The organism is Variovorax sp. GW823-FHT04F07, from assembly GCF_058795995.1.
This window is the reverse complement of the sequence record NZ_JBXAIG010000002.1, coordinates 702,954-720,074: the sequence shown is the minus strand read 5'-3', so window position 1 is coordinate 720,074 and position 17,121 is coordinate 702,954. Positions and strand designations below refer to the sequence as shown.

The 17,121-nt window shown below is 67.5% G+C and carries 14 protein-coding genes; 1 reads left to right on the top strand and 13 read right to left on the bottom strand.

Translation table 11 applies throughout. The features are described 5' to 3' along the window. Positions 1-19 precede the first annotated feature (19 nt). The 7 genes from AC1RAA_RS12520 to AC1RAA_RS12490 form a co-directional block, all read right to left on the bottom strand. A complete protein-coding gene (locus AC1RAA_RS12520) occupies positions 20-1,420 on the bottom strand; it encodes an amidase (protein ID WP_492729018.1) in 1,401 nt (466 codons plus the stop codon). Between the two features lie 7 nt (positions 1,421-1,427). Then, positions 1,428-2,921, bottom strand: coding sequence for an ABC transporter substrate-binding protein (locus AC1RAA_RS12515; protein ID WP_492729020.1), 1,494 nt, complete (start codon positions 2,919-2,921; stop codon positions 1,428-1,430). Positions 2,922-2,973: 52 nt separating this feature from the next. After that, positions 2,974-3,801, bottom strand: coding sequence for an ATP-binding cassette domain-containing protein (locus AC1RAA_RS12510; protein WP_492729022.1), 828 nt, complete (start codon positions 3,799-3,801; stop codon positions 2,974-2,976). Continuing rightward, on the bottom strand, positions 3,798-4,790 hold the full coding sequence (locus AC1RAA_RS12505; RefSeq protein ID WP_070061677.1) for an ABC transporter ATP-binding protein: 993 nt from the start codon (positions 4,788-4,790) through the stop codon (positions 3,798-3,800). The genes AC1RAA_RS12510 and AC1RAA_RS12505 overlap by 4 nt, the downstream gene beginning before the upstream one ends. Before the next feature lie 6 nt (positions 4,791-4,796). After that, a complete protein-coding gene (locus tag AC1RAA_RS12500) occupies positions 4,797-5,681 on the bottom strand; it encodes an ABC transporter permease (protein ID WP_159274476.1) in 885 nt (294 codons plus the stop codon). Further along, positions 5,678-6,628 carry an ABC transporter permease gene (locus tag AC1RAA_RS12495; protein WP_492729024.1) on the bottom strand — a complete coding sequence of 317 codons (951 nt, stop codon included), beginning with the start codon at positions 6,626-6,628 and terminating at the stop codon, positions 5,678-5,680. Before AC1RAA_RS12495 ends, AC1RAA_RS12500 begins: the two co-directional genes overlap by 4 nt. 182 nt (positions 6,629-6,810) lie before the next feature. Continuing rightward, positions 6,811-7,902 (bottom strand): tartrate dehydrogenase, encoded by a 1,092-nt coding sequence (locus AC1RAA_RS12490; protein WP_070061680.1) that lies wholly within the window; start codon positions 7,900-7,902, stop codon positions 6,811-6,813. Positions 7,903-8,175: 273 nt separating this feature from the next. Here AC1RAA_RS12490 and AC1RAA_RS12485 point away from each other — a divergent pair, with 273 nt between their 5' ends. Next, the gene (locus AC1RAA_RS12485; protein WP_492729026.1) at positions 8,176-9,033 is read left to right on the top strand and encodes an aldo/keto reductase; all 858 of its coding nucleotides are present in this window, start codon (positions 8,176-8,178) and stop codon (positions 9,031-9,033) included. Positions 9,034-9,037: 4 nt separating this feature from the next. Here AC1RAA_RS12485 and AC1RAA_RS12480 read toward each other — a convergent pair whose 3' ends face one another. The 6 genes from AC1RAA_RS12480 to AC1RAA_RS12455 form a co-directional block, all read right to left on the bottom strand. Next, on the bottom strand, positions 9,038-10,528 hold the full coding sequence (locus AC1RAA_RS12480; RefSeq protein WP_070061682.1) for a nucleobase:cation symporter-2 family protein: 1,491 nt from the start codon (positions 10,526-10,528) through the stop codon (positions 9,038-9,040). Positions 10,529-10,750: 222 nt separating this feature from the next. Next, positions 10,751-11,512 carry a GntR family transcriptional regulator gene (locus tag AC1RAA_RS12475; protein ID WP_095744177.1) on the bottom strand — a complete coding sequence of 254 codons (762 nt, stop codon included), beginning with the start codon at positions 11,510-11,512 and terminating at the stop codon, positions 10,751-10,753. 14 nt (positions 11,513-11,526) lie between these two features. Continuing rightward, positions 11,527-12,264, bottom strand: a complete 738-nt coding sequence (locus AC1RAA_RS12470; RefSeq protein WP_159274479.1) for an aspartate/glutamate racemase family protein — start codon at positions 12,262-12,264, stop codon at positions 11,527-11,529. Between the two features lie 30 nt (positions 12,265-12,294). After that, the gene (locus AC1RAA_RS12465; RefSeq protein WP_492729029.1) at positions 12,295-13,788 is read right to left on the bottom strand and encodes an NCS1 family nucleobase:cation symporter-1; all 1,494 of its coding nucleotides are present in this window, start codon (positions 13,786-13,788) and stop codon (positions 12,295-12,297) included. Positions 13,789-14,008: 220 nt separating this feature from the next. Further along, positions 14,009-15,703 carry a CehA/McbA family metallohydrolase domain-containing protein gene (locus AC1RAA_RS12460; protein WP_492729031.1) on the bottom strand — a complete coding sequence of 565 codons (1,695 nt, stop codon included), beginning with the start codon at positions 15,701-15,703 and terminating at the stop codon, positions 14,009-14,011. Positions 15,704-15,886: 183 nt separating this feature from the next. Next, complete coding sequence (locus tag AC1RAA_RS12455) at positions 15,887-17,113, bottom strand: M20 family metallopeptidase (protein WP_487850066.1); 1,227 nt, start codon at positions 17,111-17,113, stop codon at positions 15,887-15,889. Between the last annotated feature and the right edge of the window lie 8 nt (positions 17,114-17,121).

Here is a 17,121-nt window from a genome sequence, read left to right as displayed (position 1 = left end):
TGTGGCGGATCAGGTCGGATCAGATGGGTTCAGGCCAGAGCTTCTGGGCGTCGCGAATCTGTTCGAAGGCGCGGCTGAACTGCAGCACGCCCAGGTCGTCGAAGCGGCGGCCGGCCACCTGCAGGCCGATGGGCAGGCCTTCGGTCGAGTAGCCGCAGTTGACCGACGCGGCCGGCTGCTCCGACATGTTGTAGGGCACCGTGAAGCCGATGTGTTCCAGCGGCCGCATCGGGTCGTTGGTGGGCGAGGCATGGTCCGCGGGCGCGGGCATGTTGGGCGACACCGGCGAGATCACGAAGTCGTAGGCCTTGGTGGCGGCGACCGTGGCCGCGCGCGTGGCGACGAATTGGCTGTAGCCGTCGAAGACGTGCGCGCCCGAGAAGCCGGCCGCGCTCTCGGCCCATTCGCGGATGTACGGCAGGATCTTCGCGCGCTGTTCGGCGCTCATGGCCTGCATGTCGAGGCACGAGCGCATGCGCCAGAAGTGGTCCATGCCCTGCAGCATCTGCGGCGTCATGAAGGCCGGGATTTCCTCGACGTGCGCGCCGGCCGCCTCGATGCGTTTGGCGGCATCGCGCACGGCCTGCGCGATCTGCGGATCGAGCGGCAGGCCGCAGCCTGCGTCCATGTGCAGCGCCACGCGCTTGCCCTTGAGGAACGACGGATCGACCTCGAAGGCGTTCCAGTCGATCACGGGCGGCGGCAGTTCCGAATAGTCGCGGTCGTCGGGCTGCGCGACCGACGCCATCATCAGCGCCGCGTCAGCCACGGTGCGCGTCATCGGCCCGGCGCAGCGGCCCATGTAGGGCGAGCTCAGCGGAATGCGGCCGAAGCTGGGCTTGAGCGTGAAGATGCCGCACCAGCTGGCCGGCAGGCGCAGCGAGCCGCCGATGTCGGTGCCCACGTGCAGCGGGCCGTAGCCTGCGGCGGCGGCCGCGCCGGCCCCCGCGCTGGAACCGCCCGGCGTGCGCGAGGTGTCCCACGGGTTGCGCGAGAGGTCATGAAAGCTCGACAGGCCCGACGACAGCATGCCCAGGTCGGGCATCGTGGTCTTGGCGACCATCACCGTGCCGTCGGCCTTCAGGCGCGCGGCGGGGGGCGAGTCGTAGGTCACCGGCACGAGCTCGTAGGCGGCGGTGCCCAGCGGCATCGGGTCGCCCTCGGTCGCGAGGTTTTCCTTGATGGTCACGGGCACGCCGTCGAGCGTGCCGCGCGGTGTGCCGGCGCGCCAGCGCGCCTCGGAAGCGCGCGCCTGCTCGAGCGCGGCCTCGGGGCGGAACAGCCAGGTGGCGCGCAGCTGCGGCTCGCAGGCCGCGATGCGTTCGTTGACCGCGCGCGTCACCTCGACCGGCGAGAGTTCCTTGGCGGCGTAGGCGGCGTGCAGTTCCTGCACGCCCAGGGCGTAAAGAGGTTTCGTCATGGCCGCATCAACCCCACGAAATGGCAGCCAGGTCGTTCGCGACGATCGGCATGTTCGGCCACAGGCCCTTCACTTCCTTGCGCGCGACCGTGGGGAACACGGCCTGGAACAGGAAGCCGTTGACGGCATCGTTCGCGAGCATCTTCTGCGCTTCGCCGAGCAGCGCGTTGCGCTTCTTCTCGTCGGGCTCGCTCTGCACCGAGGCGTACAGGTCGCGGAACTTCTTCGAGTCGTAGCCCCAGTAGTAGTCGGGCTCGGTGTACTTCACGAGGTCGAAGGGTTCGACGTGCGCCACGATGCTCAGGTCGAAGTCGTGCCCGCCGCCGAAGGTGCCGCTGAGCCACTGGGCCCACTCGACGTTCTGGATCTTCACGTGGATGCCGATGGCCGCGAGCTGGGCCGCGATCACCTCGCCGCCCTGGCGTGCGTACGAAGGCGGCGGCAGCGTCATGCGCAGCTCCAGCGGCGTCTTCACGCCCGCGTCGGCCAGCAGCTTCTTCGCCTTGGCGATGTCGAAGGGGTTGATGCCGGTGGTGTCGACATAGCCCGGCGCGCCGATCGGGTAGTGGCTGCCGATGGCCTTGCCGAAGCCGTCGGCCGCGCCCTGGATCACCACGTTGCGGTCCACCGCCGCCAGGATGGCGCGGCGCACGCGCACGTCGTCCAGCGGCTTGCGCTTGTTGTTGATGGCCAGGATCACCTTGCTGCGCGTGCCCACTTCGAGCACGCGGAAGCGCGGGTTGGCGCGGAACTGGCCCACGCTGCGCGTGCCGGCGCGCGGGAAGATGTCGATGTCGCCGGCCATCAGCGCCGCGGTCTGCGCGGCCGAGTCGGACATGAACTTGAAGACGAACTTGTTGACCTTGGCCAGCGCCGGGTTGCGGTACGTCGGTGACTTCACCAGCGAACAGGCCGAGCCGCGCTGCCAGCTGTCCAGCTTGTAGGGGCCGGTGCCCACGGGCTTGGTGGCGTTGGTGTCGGCGCTCTTGGGCTCGACGATGCAGGCGGTGGCCTGGCCGAGCATGAACAGCAGGTCGGGGTTGGGCTGCGCGGTGGTGATGACCACCGTGTCGGCGTCGGGCGTCTTCAGGCTGATCTCGCTGAAGAAGCGCTTGTCCTTGTTGGTGCTCTTCTCGCCGGCCGCGCGCTCGAAGCTGAACTTGACGGCGGCGGCATCGAAGGCCTCGCCGTTCTCGAACTTCACGCCCTTGCGCAGCTTGAAGGTGTGGGTCTTCAGGTCGGGCGACACGGTCCAGCTCTCGGCCAGGAGCGGCGTGGCGCTGCCGTCGGCGTTGATCTTGGTCAGCGTCTCGAAGATGTTGTAGTGCGCGATCTCGGCAATGGCCGAGGCGGCGGCGGTGGTCGGGTCCAGGCCCGGCGGTTCCAGCGGCATGCCGATGGTCAGCATGTTCTTGCCGGTCTGGGCCTGCGCGAACAGCGGGAAGGCGCCGGGGATCGCGGCGGCGATGGCGGTGCCCATGAGGGTGCGTCGCTTCAACATTCGGGGGTTCTCCTGGAAGAAAAAAGAGGCTGCCGGTTCGACCCGTTCGGGCCTACCGCGATGGCGTGTGCAGCACGGCCGACAGCAAGGTGCGTGTGTATGGGTGTTGCGCGTGGGCAAAAAGTTCGGCGGGCTGGCCGCGTTCCACGATCTGGCCCTTGAACACCACGCACACCTCGTCGCACAGGTGGTTGACCACCGCGAGGTCGTGGCTGATGAGCAGGTAGCTGATGCCGAACTGCTGCTGCAGGTCCTGCATGAGGTTGAGCACCTGGGCCTGCACGGACACGTCGAGTGCGCTCACGGGCTCGTCGGCCACGATGAGCTTGGGGCGCGTGATGAGCGCGCGCGCGATCGCGATGCGCTGGCGCTGGCCGCCGGAGAACTCGTGCGGGTACTTGTCGAGGTCGGTGGTGCGCAGGCCGACGGCGGCGAGGGCTTCGGCGGCGCGTTCGCGCTGCTCGGCGCGGCGCGTTTCGGCCAGCGCTTCGAGCGGCTCGGCGACGATGCGCGCGACGGTCTGGCGCGGATCGAGCGAGCCATACGGGTCCTGGAACACCATCTGGAAGTCGCGCCGCGCGGTGCGCAGCTCGGCCTTCGAGAGCGTGTGCAGGTTACGGCCTCCGAGTGCGACGCTGCCCGAGGTGGGCGTGTCCAGCGCCATCACGAGGCGCGCGATGGTGGACTTGCCCGAGCCCGATTCGCCGACGATGCCCACGCTCTTGCCGGCTTGCACGTCGAAGCTCACGCCGTTGAGCGCCTTCACGGTGGGCGGCGGGCCGAAAAGCTTTTCGCGCGGCAATGCGTAGTGCCGGACGAGGTCGGTCACCTGCAGCAGCGGGGTGGGGGCAGAAGACGTTGAAGTCATCAGGGTGCTCATGCGGCGGCCAGCGTGGCGTGCGCGGCGACGGCGTCGAGGTGCAGGCAGCTCACCGCATGGCCGTTGGGTTGGCGCGCCACCGGCGGTTTCGTGGTGTGGCAAGCGTCGGTCGTGAAGTCGCAGCGGCCCGCGAAGCCGCAGCCGCGCGGAATGTCGACCAGCTCGGGCACGCTGCCGCGGATGGTGGGCAGCCGGCCCGCGCGCACGGCGCCGAGCGCGGGGCGCGCGGCGAACAGGCCGCGCGTGTAGGGGTGGGCGCGGTCGGCAAAGACCGTCTCGGTCGGGCCGCTTTCCACCGCGCTGCCGCCGTACATCACGAGCATGCGCTGCACGCTGCTGGCGATCACGCCGAGGTCGTGCGAGATGAGGATCAACGCCATGCCCATTTCGGCGACCAGGCCCTGGATCAGGTCCAGCACCTGCTTCTGGATCGTCACGTCGAGCGCGGTGGTGGGCTCGTCGGCGATCAGCAGGTCGGGGCCGCAGGCCAGCGCCATCGCGATGCCGATGCGCTGGCGTTGGCCGCCGGAGAACTGGTGCGGGTAGGCGTCGAGGCGCGAGGCGGCATCGGGAATGCCGACGCGGTCGAGCAGGTCGAGCGCTTCCTTGCGCGCCTGCGCCTTGGTGAGGCCGCGGTGCAGCATCAGCGGCTCGCCGACCTGGCGCGCGATGGTGTGCACGGGGTTCAGCGCCGTCATCGGCTCCTGGAAGATCATGCCGATGCGGTTGCCGCGCAGCTGGCACATCTGCTTTTCGGGCAGGCCGACGAGTTCCTGGCCGTCGAGCTTGATGCTGCCCGTGACCTTGGCGGTGGACGGCAGCAGGCCCATGAGCGACATGACGGTGATCGACTTGCCGCAGCCCGACTCGCCGACGATGCCCAGCGTTTCGCCGCGCTCCAGCGAGAAGGAAATACCGCGCACGGCTTCGGCGGGGCCGCGCTGTGTCTGCAGGCCGATGTGGAGGTCGTTGACTTCGAGGAGGGGCATGGCGGTCTACCTTGCGCGGGCCAGGCGCGGATCGAGCAGGTCGCGCAGACCGTCGCCCAGCAGGTTCAGGCCGAGCACCGCGAAGGCGATGGCCATGCCGGGGAAGACGGCCAGCAGCGGTTGCTGGAACATGAGGGTCTGGGCTTCGCTGAGCATACGGCCCCACGAAGGCTGCGGCGGCTGCGTGCCGAGGCCGAGGTAGGAGAGGGCGGCCTCGGCCAGGATCGCGATGGCGAAGCGGATGGTGATCTGCACGATCAGCACGGCCGAGATGTTCGGCAGCACGTGCTGCATCGTGATCGCGAACGATCCCTTGCCGCAGGCGCGTGCAGCAGCCACGTACTCGCGCGACCAGATCGCGTTGGCCGAGGCGCGCGTGATGCGCGCAAACGTCGGGATGTTGTAGATGCCGATCGCGATGATCGCGTTGACGATGCCGGCGCCGAACACGGCCGTCATCATGATGGCCGACAGGATCGCGGGGAAGGCGAGCGTGAAGTCCGACAGGCGCATCACCGCCTCTTCGACCCAGCCGCGTCTTGCGGCAGCCAGCAGGCCCAGCGCCGTGCCGACCACGAGGCCGATGCCCACGGCGATCACCCCGACGAGGATGGACGCACGCGCACCCACCAGCAGCAGCGAGGCCACGTCGCGCCCGAAGGCATCGGTGCCGAGCCAGTGCGTGGCCGAGGGGCCCTGCATCTTGTTGGCCATGTCCATCGCATAGGGCGACCAGGGCGTCCAGACGAAAGAGATCAGAGCCGCCAGCAACAGCAGCAACGCGAACACGCCGCCGATGACGAAGCTGCGGTGCTTGACCGCGCGGCGCCAGAAGCCCGGCGCGAGGGGCGCGGCGGATGCGGGCACGGAAGGGGAGAGGATGGCGCTCATATGTCGCTCGCCTTGATGCGCGGGTCGATGACGGCATAGAGCACGTCGACCACGAAGTTCACGATGACGACCATCGCCGCGAGCAGCATCACGCAGTTGCGCACCACGATCAGGTCGCGGTTGCTGATGGCCTGGAAGATCAGGCGCCCCAGCCCGGGCAGGTAGAACACGTTCTCCACCACGATGGTGCCGGCCAGCAACTCGGAGAACTGCATGCCCATGACGGTGATCACGGGGATCATCGCGTTGCGCAGCACGTGGGTCCACAGCACCATGCGCTGGGACACGCCCTTGGCGCGTGCGGTGCGAACGAAGTCTTCGCGCATCACCTCGAGCACGGCCGAGCGCGTAATGCGCGCGAGGATCGCGGCCTGCACCACGGCCAGCGACAGTGCCGGCAGCAGCAGCGACTTCAATCCAGCCAGGATGCCTTCACCCCAGCCTTCAAAACCCCCGGCGGAGAACCACTGCAGCTGCACCGAGAACACCAGGATCAGCAGGATCGCGAACCAGAAGTTGGGGATGGCGATGCCGACCTGGGCCATGCCCATGAGGCCGACGTCGCCGAGCTTGTTGTGGCGCGCCGCAGCCGTCACGCCGACCAGCAATGCAATGACGACGGTGAAGGCCATCGCCATCACGGCCAGCGGCACGGTGAGGGCCAGGCGCTCGAGGATCAGGTCGACGACGGGCGAGCTGTAGGCGTAGCTGTCTCCGAGGTTGCCGGTGAGCAGGCCGCCGATCCAGTGCCAGTAGCGCGTCCACGCGGGTTGGTCCAGGCCGAGCTTGGTGGCCAGGGCGGCGACGGCGTCGGGCGAGGCGTCGGGGCCCATGAGCATCTGCGCGGCATTGCCGGGGAGAATTTCGAGCACCAGGAACACGATGACGGACGCGCCGATCAGCGTGCCGATGAGCGTCAAGGTGCGCTTGAGCAGGAACAGGCCCATGGTTCAGTGGCTCCGTTTTTTGTCGCTGTTCAGGGCGTGTGCCCAGGCCACCGGGTACTTCCCTCCGCGAATGTCCCCCGGCCTTCGGCCTCCTCCTTGGTTTCGCTGCGGGAAGCACCCAGTGCCCTGGGCACCGGGGCGCAGCGCGTTTTGTCCAACGCGACAAGGAAGGCCGGGCGGCGTCATGCCGAAGCGATGCACTCGGCAATCGCGCGGCCCACGTCCACCGTGTTGGCGGTGCCGCCCATGTCGCGCGTGCGCGGACCTTCGCTCAGCACCGTCTCGATCGCCGAGAGCACGGCCGCCGAGGCCTGTGCGTACACGGGGTCGTTGTCGCCCAGGTGGTCGAGCATGAGCGCGGCCGACCAGATCTGGCCGATGGGGTTGGCGATGCCCTTGCCCGCGATGTCGGGCGCCGAGCCGTGCACGGGTTCGAACAGCGAGGGGAACTTGCGCTCCGGGTTCAGGTTGGCGCTGGGCGCGATGCCGATGGTGCCGGTGCAGGCCGGGCCCAGGTCGGAAAGGATGTCGCCGAACAGGTTGGAAGCCACGACCACGTCGAACCAGTCGGGGTGCTGCACGAAGTGCGCGCACAGGATGTCGATGTGGTACTTGCTGGTGGCCACGTCGGGGTAGCGCGTGGCGATCTCGGCCAGGCGCTCGTCCCAGTAGGGCATGGTGATGGAGATGCCGTTCGACTTGGTGGCGGCCACCAGGTTCTTGCGCTTGCGGCGGTTGGCGAGCTGGAACGCGTAGTCGATGATGCGGTCCACGCCCACGCGGGTGAACACGGCTTCCTGGATCGCCATCTCGCGCGGCGTGCCTTCGAACAGGCGCCCGCCCACCGAGGTGTATTCGCCCTCGGTGTTCTCGCGCACGACGAGGAAGTCGATGTCGCCCGGCTTGCGGTGCGCCAGCGGGCCGGGCACACCGGGCATCAGGCGCACGGGGCGCAGGTTGACGTACTGGTCGAAGTCGCGGCGGATCTTGATGAGCAGGCCCCACACGGCGATGTGGTCGGGCACCTTGGCGGGATCGCCCACGGCACCGAAGTAGATGGCGTCGTGGCCCTGGATCTTGTCGGCCCAGTCGGCCGGCATCATCAGGCCGGTGCGCACGTAGTGGTCGGAACCCCAGTCGAAATGGTCGTACGCGAAATCGATGCCGAAGCGCCGACTGACCGCGTCGAGCACGCGAAGGCCCTCGGGCATGACTTCGACGCCGATGCCGTCTCCGGGAATGACGGCAATCCTGTGCTTTTGCTTCTGCTGCATTGACTCAACCTGTTCCTGAACCGTTTCGATAAGAGCGCCGACGCTTGTGACACCGGGCCGTCAAAAAATTCTAGGAGCGGGTGGGGCGCGCGCGATGGGGGTTGGCACCCACCAGGCATTGACAAAAAGCGAAGGCCAAAACGCCAGAACACGGCGGAAGATAAGCAATTGATGGTCATCGAACTGACTTGAGCTTCGAAAAATTAGAAGGCACCGGGGGCGGAAAACCCGCATCCGGGCACCCGCCCAAAGGGCCTGCGTACCATCGTGCCCATGCGAACATTTCCACTCCCCACCGGCGGCGAGATGCCGGTTCTCGGTCTCGGCACCTGGCGCATGGGCGAAGACGCCACCCGCCGCGCGGCCGAGGTGGCCGCGGTGCGCGAGGCCATCGGCCTGGGCTACCGCCTGATCGACACGGCCGAGATGTACGGCGAAGGCGGCGCCGAGACCGTGGTCGGCCAGGCCGTGGCCGAGGCGCTGCGCGCGGGCGACGTGCAACGCGACGCGCTCTTCATCGTCAGCAAGGTCTACCCGCACAACGCCAGCCGCCGCGGCACGGGCCAGGCTTGCGAGCGCAGCCTGGCGCGGCTCGGGCTGGAGCGCATCGACCTGTACCTGCTGCACTGGCGCGGCAACCACCCGCTGGCGCACACGGTCGAGGCGATGCACGAACTGGTCGCGGCCGGTCGCATCGCCCATTGGGGCGTGAGCAACTTCGACACCGACGACATGCAGGAGCTGGCGCAGGTCGTGGGCACCGGCCCGGCCTGTGCGGCCAACCAGGTGTACCTGTCGCTCGGCGAGCGCGGCCCCGAGTTCGACCTGCTGCCTTGGCAGCGCAAACGCGGCGTGCCGCTGATGGCCTACAGCCCGATCGACCAGGGTGCGCTGGCGGGCGACGAGGCATTGGGCACGTTGGCGGCCGACCTCGGCGTGAGCGCCGCGCAACTGGCGCTGGCCGCGGTCATCGCGCGCCCCGGCGTGGCGGCGATTCCGAAGGCGGTGCGCAGCGCGCACCTGAAAGAAAACAGGGCCGCCGCCGAGCTGCAGCTCGATGCGACGACCCTGGCGGCGCTGGACCGGATCTATCCGGTGCCGAAGCGCAAGACGCCGTTGGCGATGATCTAGTTCATCAGTGCGCGTCGGCGTGCTTGGCCGCCGCGATCACCGCTTCTTCGTCGTGCTTCGCACCGTTGAGGAACAGGTTCAGCAGCACGGCGGTGATCGACGCCAGCAGGATGCCCGACTCGATCAGCGAGTGGATCGAGTGCGGCATCCACTGCTTGAAGTTGGGGGCGATCAGCGGAATCATGCCGACGCCGATGGCCACGGCGACGATCATCGCGTTGTGGCGGTTGGTCTTGAAGTCCACGCCCGACAGGATGCGGATGCCGGTGGCGGCCACCATGCCGAACATCACGAGGCCCGCGCCGCCGAGCACCACGGTGGGCAGCGACTCGACCAGCGCGGCCATCTTCGGCAGCAGGCCCAGCACGATCAGGATCACGCCGCCGGCCACGCACACATAACGGCTCTTGATGCCGGTGACGGCCACCAGGCCCACGTTCTGCGAGAAGCTGGTGTACGGGAAGGTGTTGAAGATGCCGCCGATGAGCGTGCCCAGGCCGTCGGTGCGCAGGCCCTTGGCCAGGTCCTGCTGGCTGATCTTGCGGTCGGTCATTTCGCCGAGCGCGAGGAACATGCCGGTCGATTCGATCATCACGACGATCATGATGAGCGTCATCGTGAGGATCAGGATGGGGTCGAACAGCGGCATGCCGAAGTGGAAGGGCAGCACGACGTCGACCCAGGCGGCCTTGCCGACCTTCTCGTAGGTCATGAGGCCGGTGAGCGAGGCCACCACCGCGCCGATCACGATGCCCAGCAGCACCGAGATGTTGGCGATGAAGCCCTTGGCGTACTTCACGATCAGGAGGATCGACACCAGCACCAGTGCGGCCACGCCGAAGCCCGACAGATCGGCGTACTTGGGGTTGGGCACGGTCGGCATGATCGCGAAGCCCTTGGGCACCGCAGGAATCGAGCTGCCCGGCGAGGTGACCTCGGCCAGCCACTTGGCGTACACCGGGTCGACCAGCGCGGGCGCCGTCGGGCCCACAGGGTTGCCGAAGATCCAGTTGATGCCCACGCGCATCAGGCTGATGCCGATGACCGCGATGATCGTGCCCGTCACCACGGGCGGAAAGAACCGCAGCATGCGGCTCACCAGCGGCGCGATCAGTATCGATATCACCCCCGCGCCGATGATGGCGCCGAACAGCAGCTGCGCTCCGTTCTGCCCGGGGTTGGCGTTGGCGATGGCGACCATGGGCGCCACCGAGGCGAAGGTCACGCCCATCATCACGGGCAGCTTGATGCCGAACCACTGCGTGGCGCCCAGTGCCTGGATCAGCGTGGCGATGCCGCAGCAGAACAGGTCGGCCGAGATCAGCAGCGCGACCTCGTCGGGCGAGAGCTTGAGCGCACGGCCCACGATGAGCGGCACCGCGACGGCGCCCGCATACATCACGAGCACGTGCTGCAGGCCGAGGGCCGCGAGCTTGCCCGAAGGCAGGCGCTGGTCCACGGGATGGACATTGCTGGAAAGGGAATCTGCCGTCATCGTTGTCTCCTGGCGCGGCGAGGGGAACGGAGCAGTGATGCGCGTCGCAGAGCCGTCGCGCACACCAGTTGTGTACGCGAAACTGTATACAATTTATGCGGCAATCCGGATTCAGGTAAACCCGAATCCGGCGAAGAAGCGCTGTGGGAGGCGCGCGCCGGGGCATCCGGCGGCTCGGCCGGCTCTCAGGTGTTGGGAGTGGGGTGCGTCAGCGACGCAGGTTCAGGCCAGCAGCGCCTTCACCAGATCGAGCTGGCGGTCGGGCTTCTCGGTGCCCAGTTCGAGGCTGGCCTCGATGCGTTCGAGGTGCTCGATCATGCAGGTCACGGCCGCTTCCACGTCGCCCTTGCGGCACAGGCGCAGGAAGTCGGAGTGCTCGTCGGACGAGCAGTGCGGGTCGTTCGACGAGTGGTACAGCATCGCGATCAGCGAGCTGCGTGCCACCAGTTCGCGCACCATCTCGGCCAGCGTGTGGTTGCCGGTGGCTTCGGCCAGCGCCACGTGAAAGTCGCCCAGCAATTTCTCGCGCACCGTGCCCATGGTGGTGCTCTGGCGCAGCGCGGTGCGTTCGAACTTGATGTGCTGCTCGAGCGTCTGGTAGTCGCGTGGCCGGGCGTTGGCGATGAACAGGCGCACCACCTCGCGCTCGAGGATGCGGCGCACCGCGAACACCTCGCGCGCCTCGTCCACCGTGGGCTGGCAGACAAAGGCGCCCTTGTCGGGAATCATCTCGATGAGCTTGTCCTTCGACAGCATCAAGAGGGCCGCGCGCACCTTGGTGCGGCTCACCGAGTAGACGCGGCCCAGCGCCTCTTCGCGCAGCCAGGTGCCCGGCGGCAGGCGCTTCTCGACGATCGCGGTGGCGATGTCGTTGGCGATGCTTTCGATGGAACTGTTCTTGTCGGCCGGCGCCGCGCCGTTCTCGGCCGGTGCGGCAACGGGGGCGGCGGAAGGGACGGAGGTTTTGGAACTGGCGCGGGGCATCCGTCGATTGTGGCTCAGCGCGTGAGGGTGAAGCCTTCGAGCGCGCCGATCATGGGCTTGGGCAAGGGCCTTGCCAGCTCGCCGCGCTTGCTGGTGCGCAGCTTCAGCGCCACCAGCGATTCGATGAGTTTGGTGCCCGCGGCCACGCCGTCGATCACCGGCACGCCGAGCACCTGCTCGATGTGCGCGCACAGGTCGGTCATGCCGGCGCAGCCGAGCACGATGCAGTCGGCGCCGTCTTCTTCCAGCGCGCGCCGGCATTCGTCGACGATGCGCTCGCGGGCGTTGGAGCCCGGCTCTTCCAGTTCGAGCACCGGCAGCTCGCAGGCGCGCACGTTGGCGCAGAAGCGCTCCATGCCGTAGATCTCGGCCAGGTGCCAGGCCTGGCCCATGGTGCGTCCCAGCGTGGTCACCACGCTGAAGCGGCTGCCGATCATGCTGGCCAGGTGCATCGCCGCTTCGGCGATGCCGACCACCGGGCCGCGCGCCAGCTCGCGCGCCGCCTTCAGGCCCGGGTCGCCGAAGCAGGCGATCACGTAGCCGTCGATGCCGTCGCGCTCGCCCGCGGCGATCTCCTGCAGCAACCCCGGCACGGCCAGCGCCTCGTCGTAGTGGCTCTCGATGGAGACCGGCCCCATGGCCGGGCTCACGGCCACGATTTCGGTGCCGGCGTGCGCCACCGCGCGGGCGCAGGCACCGATCTTCTCGGTCATGCTCCAGGTGGTGTTGGGGTTGATGATCTTGATGCGCACGGCGCGGTCCCTTTCTTACTCTCTACAGTTTCAAGTCTTGTTGTTGCGGTTCAGCAGTACGTACAGGATGAAGCCCAGGCCCATGCCGATGAACCACGCGTAGTTGGCGGCGCCGCGCAGCGTCGGCACCATCACGCACAGGATGGGCACGAGGGCCGAGGGCACCAGCGCCTGGATCGCCTTCGGGTTGTAGCCGCCGCTGTACCAGTACTCGCCCTTCGGGCTCATCGTGTAGAGCGCGTCGACGTCGATGCGCTGCTTGCGCACGATGTAGTAGTCGGCAATCAGGATGCCGAACAGCGGCCCGATGAACGAGCCCAGCACGTCCAGCGTGTAGTGAATGACCTCGGGGCTGTTGTAAAGGTTCCAGGGCGTGAGAAACACCGAACCCACCGCGGCGATCATGCCGCCCGTGCGCCAGCTGATGTGCTGCGGCGCCACGTTCGAGAAGTCGAAGGCCGGTGACACGAAGTTGGCCACGATGTTGATGCCGATGGTCGCGATCATGAAGGTCAGCGCGCCCAGCACCACGGCCGTGGTGCTGTCGATCTTGCCCACGGTGTGCACCGGGTCGGTGATCAGTTCACCAAAAACGGGCAGCGTGGCCGCCGTGGTGATCACGGTGAGCAGCGAGAAGAACACGAAGTTGATGGGCAGGCCCCAGAAGTTGCCCTTCTTCACTGCGTCGAAGCTCTTGCCGTAGCGCGAGAAGTCGCCGAAGTTGAGCATCGGGCCGCTGAAGTAGCTCACCACCAGCGCGATGGCCGAGAGCATCACCGGCAGCGCGTCCCAGCCCTGGAACTTGATGCCGCCCAGGTTCAGGTCGATGTTGCTCCAGCCGGCCTTCCACACCAGCCAGCCGCACAGCACGGCCATCACCACGTACACCGCCGGGCCGGCCCAGTCGATGAACTTGCGAATCGCTTCCATACCGTGCCAGAACACGAAGGCCTGCAGCACCCACATGACCATGAACGCCACCCAGCCCAGGGCCGAGAGGCCGACGAAGCCGTACTGCGCCACGTCGGCATACGGCGCCAGGCCCGGCGCCATGTGCAGCGCCAGCACCATGAAGGCGGCCGACGCCAGGTAGGTCTGCACGCCGTACCAGGCCACCGCGATCAGCCCGCGGATGATGGCCGGGATGTTGGCGCCCAGCACGCCGAAGGAGGCGCGGCACACCACGGGGTAGGGCACGCCCGTCACCTGGCTGGGCTTGGCCACCAGGTTGCAGAAGATCTGCACGATGACGATGCCCACCAGCAGCGCCACCAGCACCTGCCAGCTCGACAGGCCCAGCGCGAACAGGCTGCCGGCCGTGATGTAGCCGCCCACGCTGTGCACGTCGGACATCCAGAACGCAAAGATGTTGTATTGCCCCCAGGTCTGCTTCTTGAGCGGGGCGAGGTCCTCGTTGGTCAGGCGCGGGTCGTAGCCCGGCTTGATGAGGGCGTTCGATTCCGCGTGCGGCGCGATGCCGGCTTCGCTGGCCCCGGCGGGGGCATGGCTGGCGACTGTGCTCATGGTCTTTCCTCGTACTTGGTTGGGATGAGGGACTTTTTGACGCAAATTTCGCGCCGTCTTTATGGGTTCGTTATTTGTATACAAAAATTGAACCCAATCAAGACCATGCGGGGAATCATATATCCGTAGATTCCCTGATGCGAGGCGGGTCGGGGCAAAGAAAAAGCGCCATGCCCCGCGAGGGACATGGCGCCTTGGAGGCCGGGGGCGAGGGCGCCGCCTACTGCGCCGCCACCTTCACAAACACCGGATTCGAATAGAACCACAGGTCGTTGTAGTTGCGCGCATTGATCGCGTTGAAGCGCGTGACCGGGTCGTCGCCGGCCGGCGTGGGCGTGCGTGCATCGAACAGCGGCTCGCCGCCTGCCGTTTCGTTCGGCACGTCGGTGCCCAGGTTGGTGCCTCGCAGGCGGAAGTACTGGTTGTTGCCGGCCTTCACGATGTAGCTCACCGCGAAGTAGCCTTCGGCATCGAGCGTCCAGTCGGCGCGGGTGAAGCGCTTGACCACGCGGGTCGTCGGGTTGATGTCGCGCGCGTAGCCGGGCGTGCCCGGGAGTTCGCGGCCGGTGACGTCGCCTGCGATGAGGTCGATGTGGTCGACCACCGGCTTCACGTTGGCGTACACGCCGCTGCCGAGCTGGTACTCGAAGTTGTTGCGCTCGGGGCTCTTGAAGCGAATGGTGATCTTCAGGTCTTCGCCGGGTTTGGCGCTCACTTCGGTGCCCATCTCGCCCGCGCCCTTGGCGCTTTGCACCTTGAAGTCGAGCGCGTCGATCAGGCCGCCGTTGACCGCGAAGAGCTTGCCCGAGCGCATCGCGGTAAGCAGCGACTTCGGGTCCTTGATGTCGCCCCAGAGGTGGTTCCTGGCGTACTCGCCGGGCGCGTAGCCGCTGCTGTACAGGCCTTGCGAGGTGGTGAAGTGGTAGTCGGAGTCGGCCGTGTTCCAGATGCGGCGGCCTTCGGACAGCAGCGCGTCCCAGGTGCCGCCGAGTTTGGCGACGAGGTAGTCGACGCCGCCGTAGGTGCGCGAGGGCAGGTTGGCTGGCGTGTAGGCGCTGTTGTAGCCGCCGCGGTCAGGCTCCATCTGGTTGCCGACCATGCCTTCGAGCGAGAACACGATGTCGGGCGCGGCATCGTTCATCTCGCGCAGCTGGGCGGCTGTGTACTTGCCGGGGTTGCGCGAGGGGTGGTTGATCTGCAGGTAGCTGGAGTCGGGGTAGTTCTTCTTGAGCCACGCAATGGCCTTGAGCACGTCGTCGTGCGTGGTGAAAGCGCGCGCGTCCTTGGCGTTCCAGGCCGCGACGTCGGCGGCGGGGAACAGCGCGGGGTCGCGGTTGGTGAACAGGTATTCGAACTGGCTCACGGCCTTGAGTGCCGCGTCGGACATGGGGCTGTCGGTCAGGATGCCGACGTTGCCGTGGTCGTGCGTGGCCATGTCCCACTCGAAGGACGCAAAGATCGTCTTGTCGGCGTACTTGCCGCCGGCCTGCAGTGCCTTGATGCGCGGCACCTGATAGAGGGCCATGCCTCGCGAGAACGGGATCGCCGGGTCCAGCTTGCGGCCGTCGTTGTCATAGGAAGACATGCGCAGGTGGTCCGACAGCGCGACCCAGTCGAGGCCGAAGGTGTCGAAGGCCTTGGCGAGCACCTGGTCGAGCGTGGAAATCTGCTGCGTGTCTTCCGACTGGATGGTGTGGACATGCAGGTCGCCCACGGTCCAGCGGCCGGCCGGCGCGGCCGGTGGTGGCGTGGCGGGCGAGGGCGCCGGTGCAGGGGCCGGCGGTGCGATGGGCAGGCCGGCGAACGGCGCACCGCCGCCGGAGCCGCCGCCGCACGCGGTCAGCAGGGCCGCGCCGAGCGCGAGGGAAGAGAAAAGCGTGGTGCGAAAGCGGGGTGCGGGAGACAGGGTTTTCATGGCGACACAAGCGGCAACGGCCAGCGCATGGCTGGCCGTCGCATCGGGATTTCAATGAGGCGGATGGCGTGAAAGCGCATCCGCCGGAGAACCCCGGAGTCTGAAATCCTGTCGTGACGCTTCGATGAAACTGCGATGAAAGTTCACGCCCGAAGGCGTGTACTTTCAACAGCTTGCGCGCATTCAGGCCAGCAGGTCGCTGAGCGTGCGCGCCACCACCTTGGTCGCGCGGCGCAGGTCTTCGAGCACCACGCGCTCGTCGCTGCGCTTGGCGTGCGACTCGAGCACCGTGCGCGGGCCGGCGCCGTAGATCACGCCGGGAATGCCGGCCTCGACGTACAGCCGCACGTCGGTGTACAGCGGCGTGCCCATGGCCTTGATGGGCTCGCCGAACAGCTCGCCGCCGTGCTTCTGGATTGCGTCGACCAGCGGCTTGTTGCCGGCCAGCGGCTTCATCGAGTTGGCGAGCAGCATGCGCTTGATCTCGACCGTGATGCCCGCGCTTTCGGCGGCGGCATCGGCGATCACCTGGCGGATGTTGGCCTCGACCTCGACCGGGTTCTCTTCGGGGATCATGCGGCGGTCGAGCTTGAACACGACCTTGCCGGGCACGACGTTGGTGTTGGTGCCGCCTTCGATGCGGCCCACGTTCAGGTACGGGTGCGTGATGCCCTCGACCTTCGACGTGACCTTCTGGTAGAGCGTGTTCTGCGCGTACAGCGCGTTCAGGATCTTGGTGGCGCCCTGCAGCGCGTCGATGCCGGTGGTGGGCACGGCGGCGTGCGCCATCTTGCCGTGCACGGTCACTTCCATCTGCAGGCAGCCGTTGTGCGCGGTGACCACTTCGTAGCTGAAGCCGGCCGCGATCATGAGGTCGGGCTTGGTCAGGCCCTTCTCGAGCAGCCAGCCCGGGCCGAGGATGCCGCCGAACTCTTCGTCGTAGGTGAAGTGCAGCTCGATGCTGCCCTGGGTGGGCTTGGCCACGGCCTCGAGTGCGCGCAGCGCGAAGGTGAAGCTGGCGAAGTCGCTCTTGCTGACGGCGGCGGCGCGGCCGTACAGGCTGCCGTCGACGATCTCGCCGCCGTAGGGGTCGTGCGTCCAGCCTTCGCCGGGCGGCACCACGTCGCCGTGGGCGTTGAGCGCCACGGTGCGCCCGCCGTTGCCGTACTTGCGGCGCACGATCAGGTTGGTGATCGATTCGAGGCCGTAGTCCTTCACGTCCTGCGCGGGCACGGCGTGCTTCTCGGCGTCGAGGCCGAAGTCTTTCAGCAGCTCGGCGGTGCGCTCGGCGTGCGGCGCGTTGTTGCCGGGCGGCGTGTCGGTGGGCACCTGCACCAGTTGCTGCAGGAATTGCACTTCCTCGTCGAAGTGGGCGTCGATCCAGGCGTCGAGTTTGGCGTAGTCGGTCATGGTGGTTG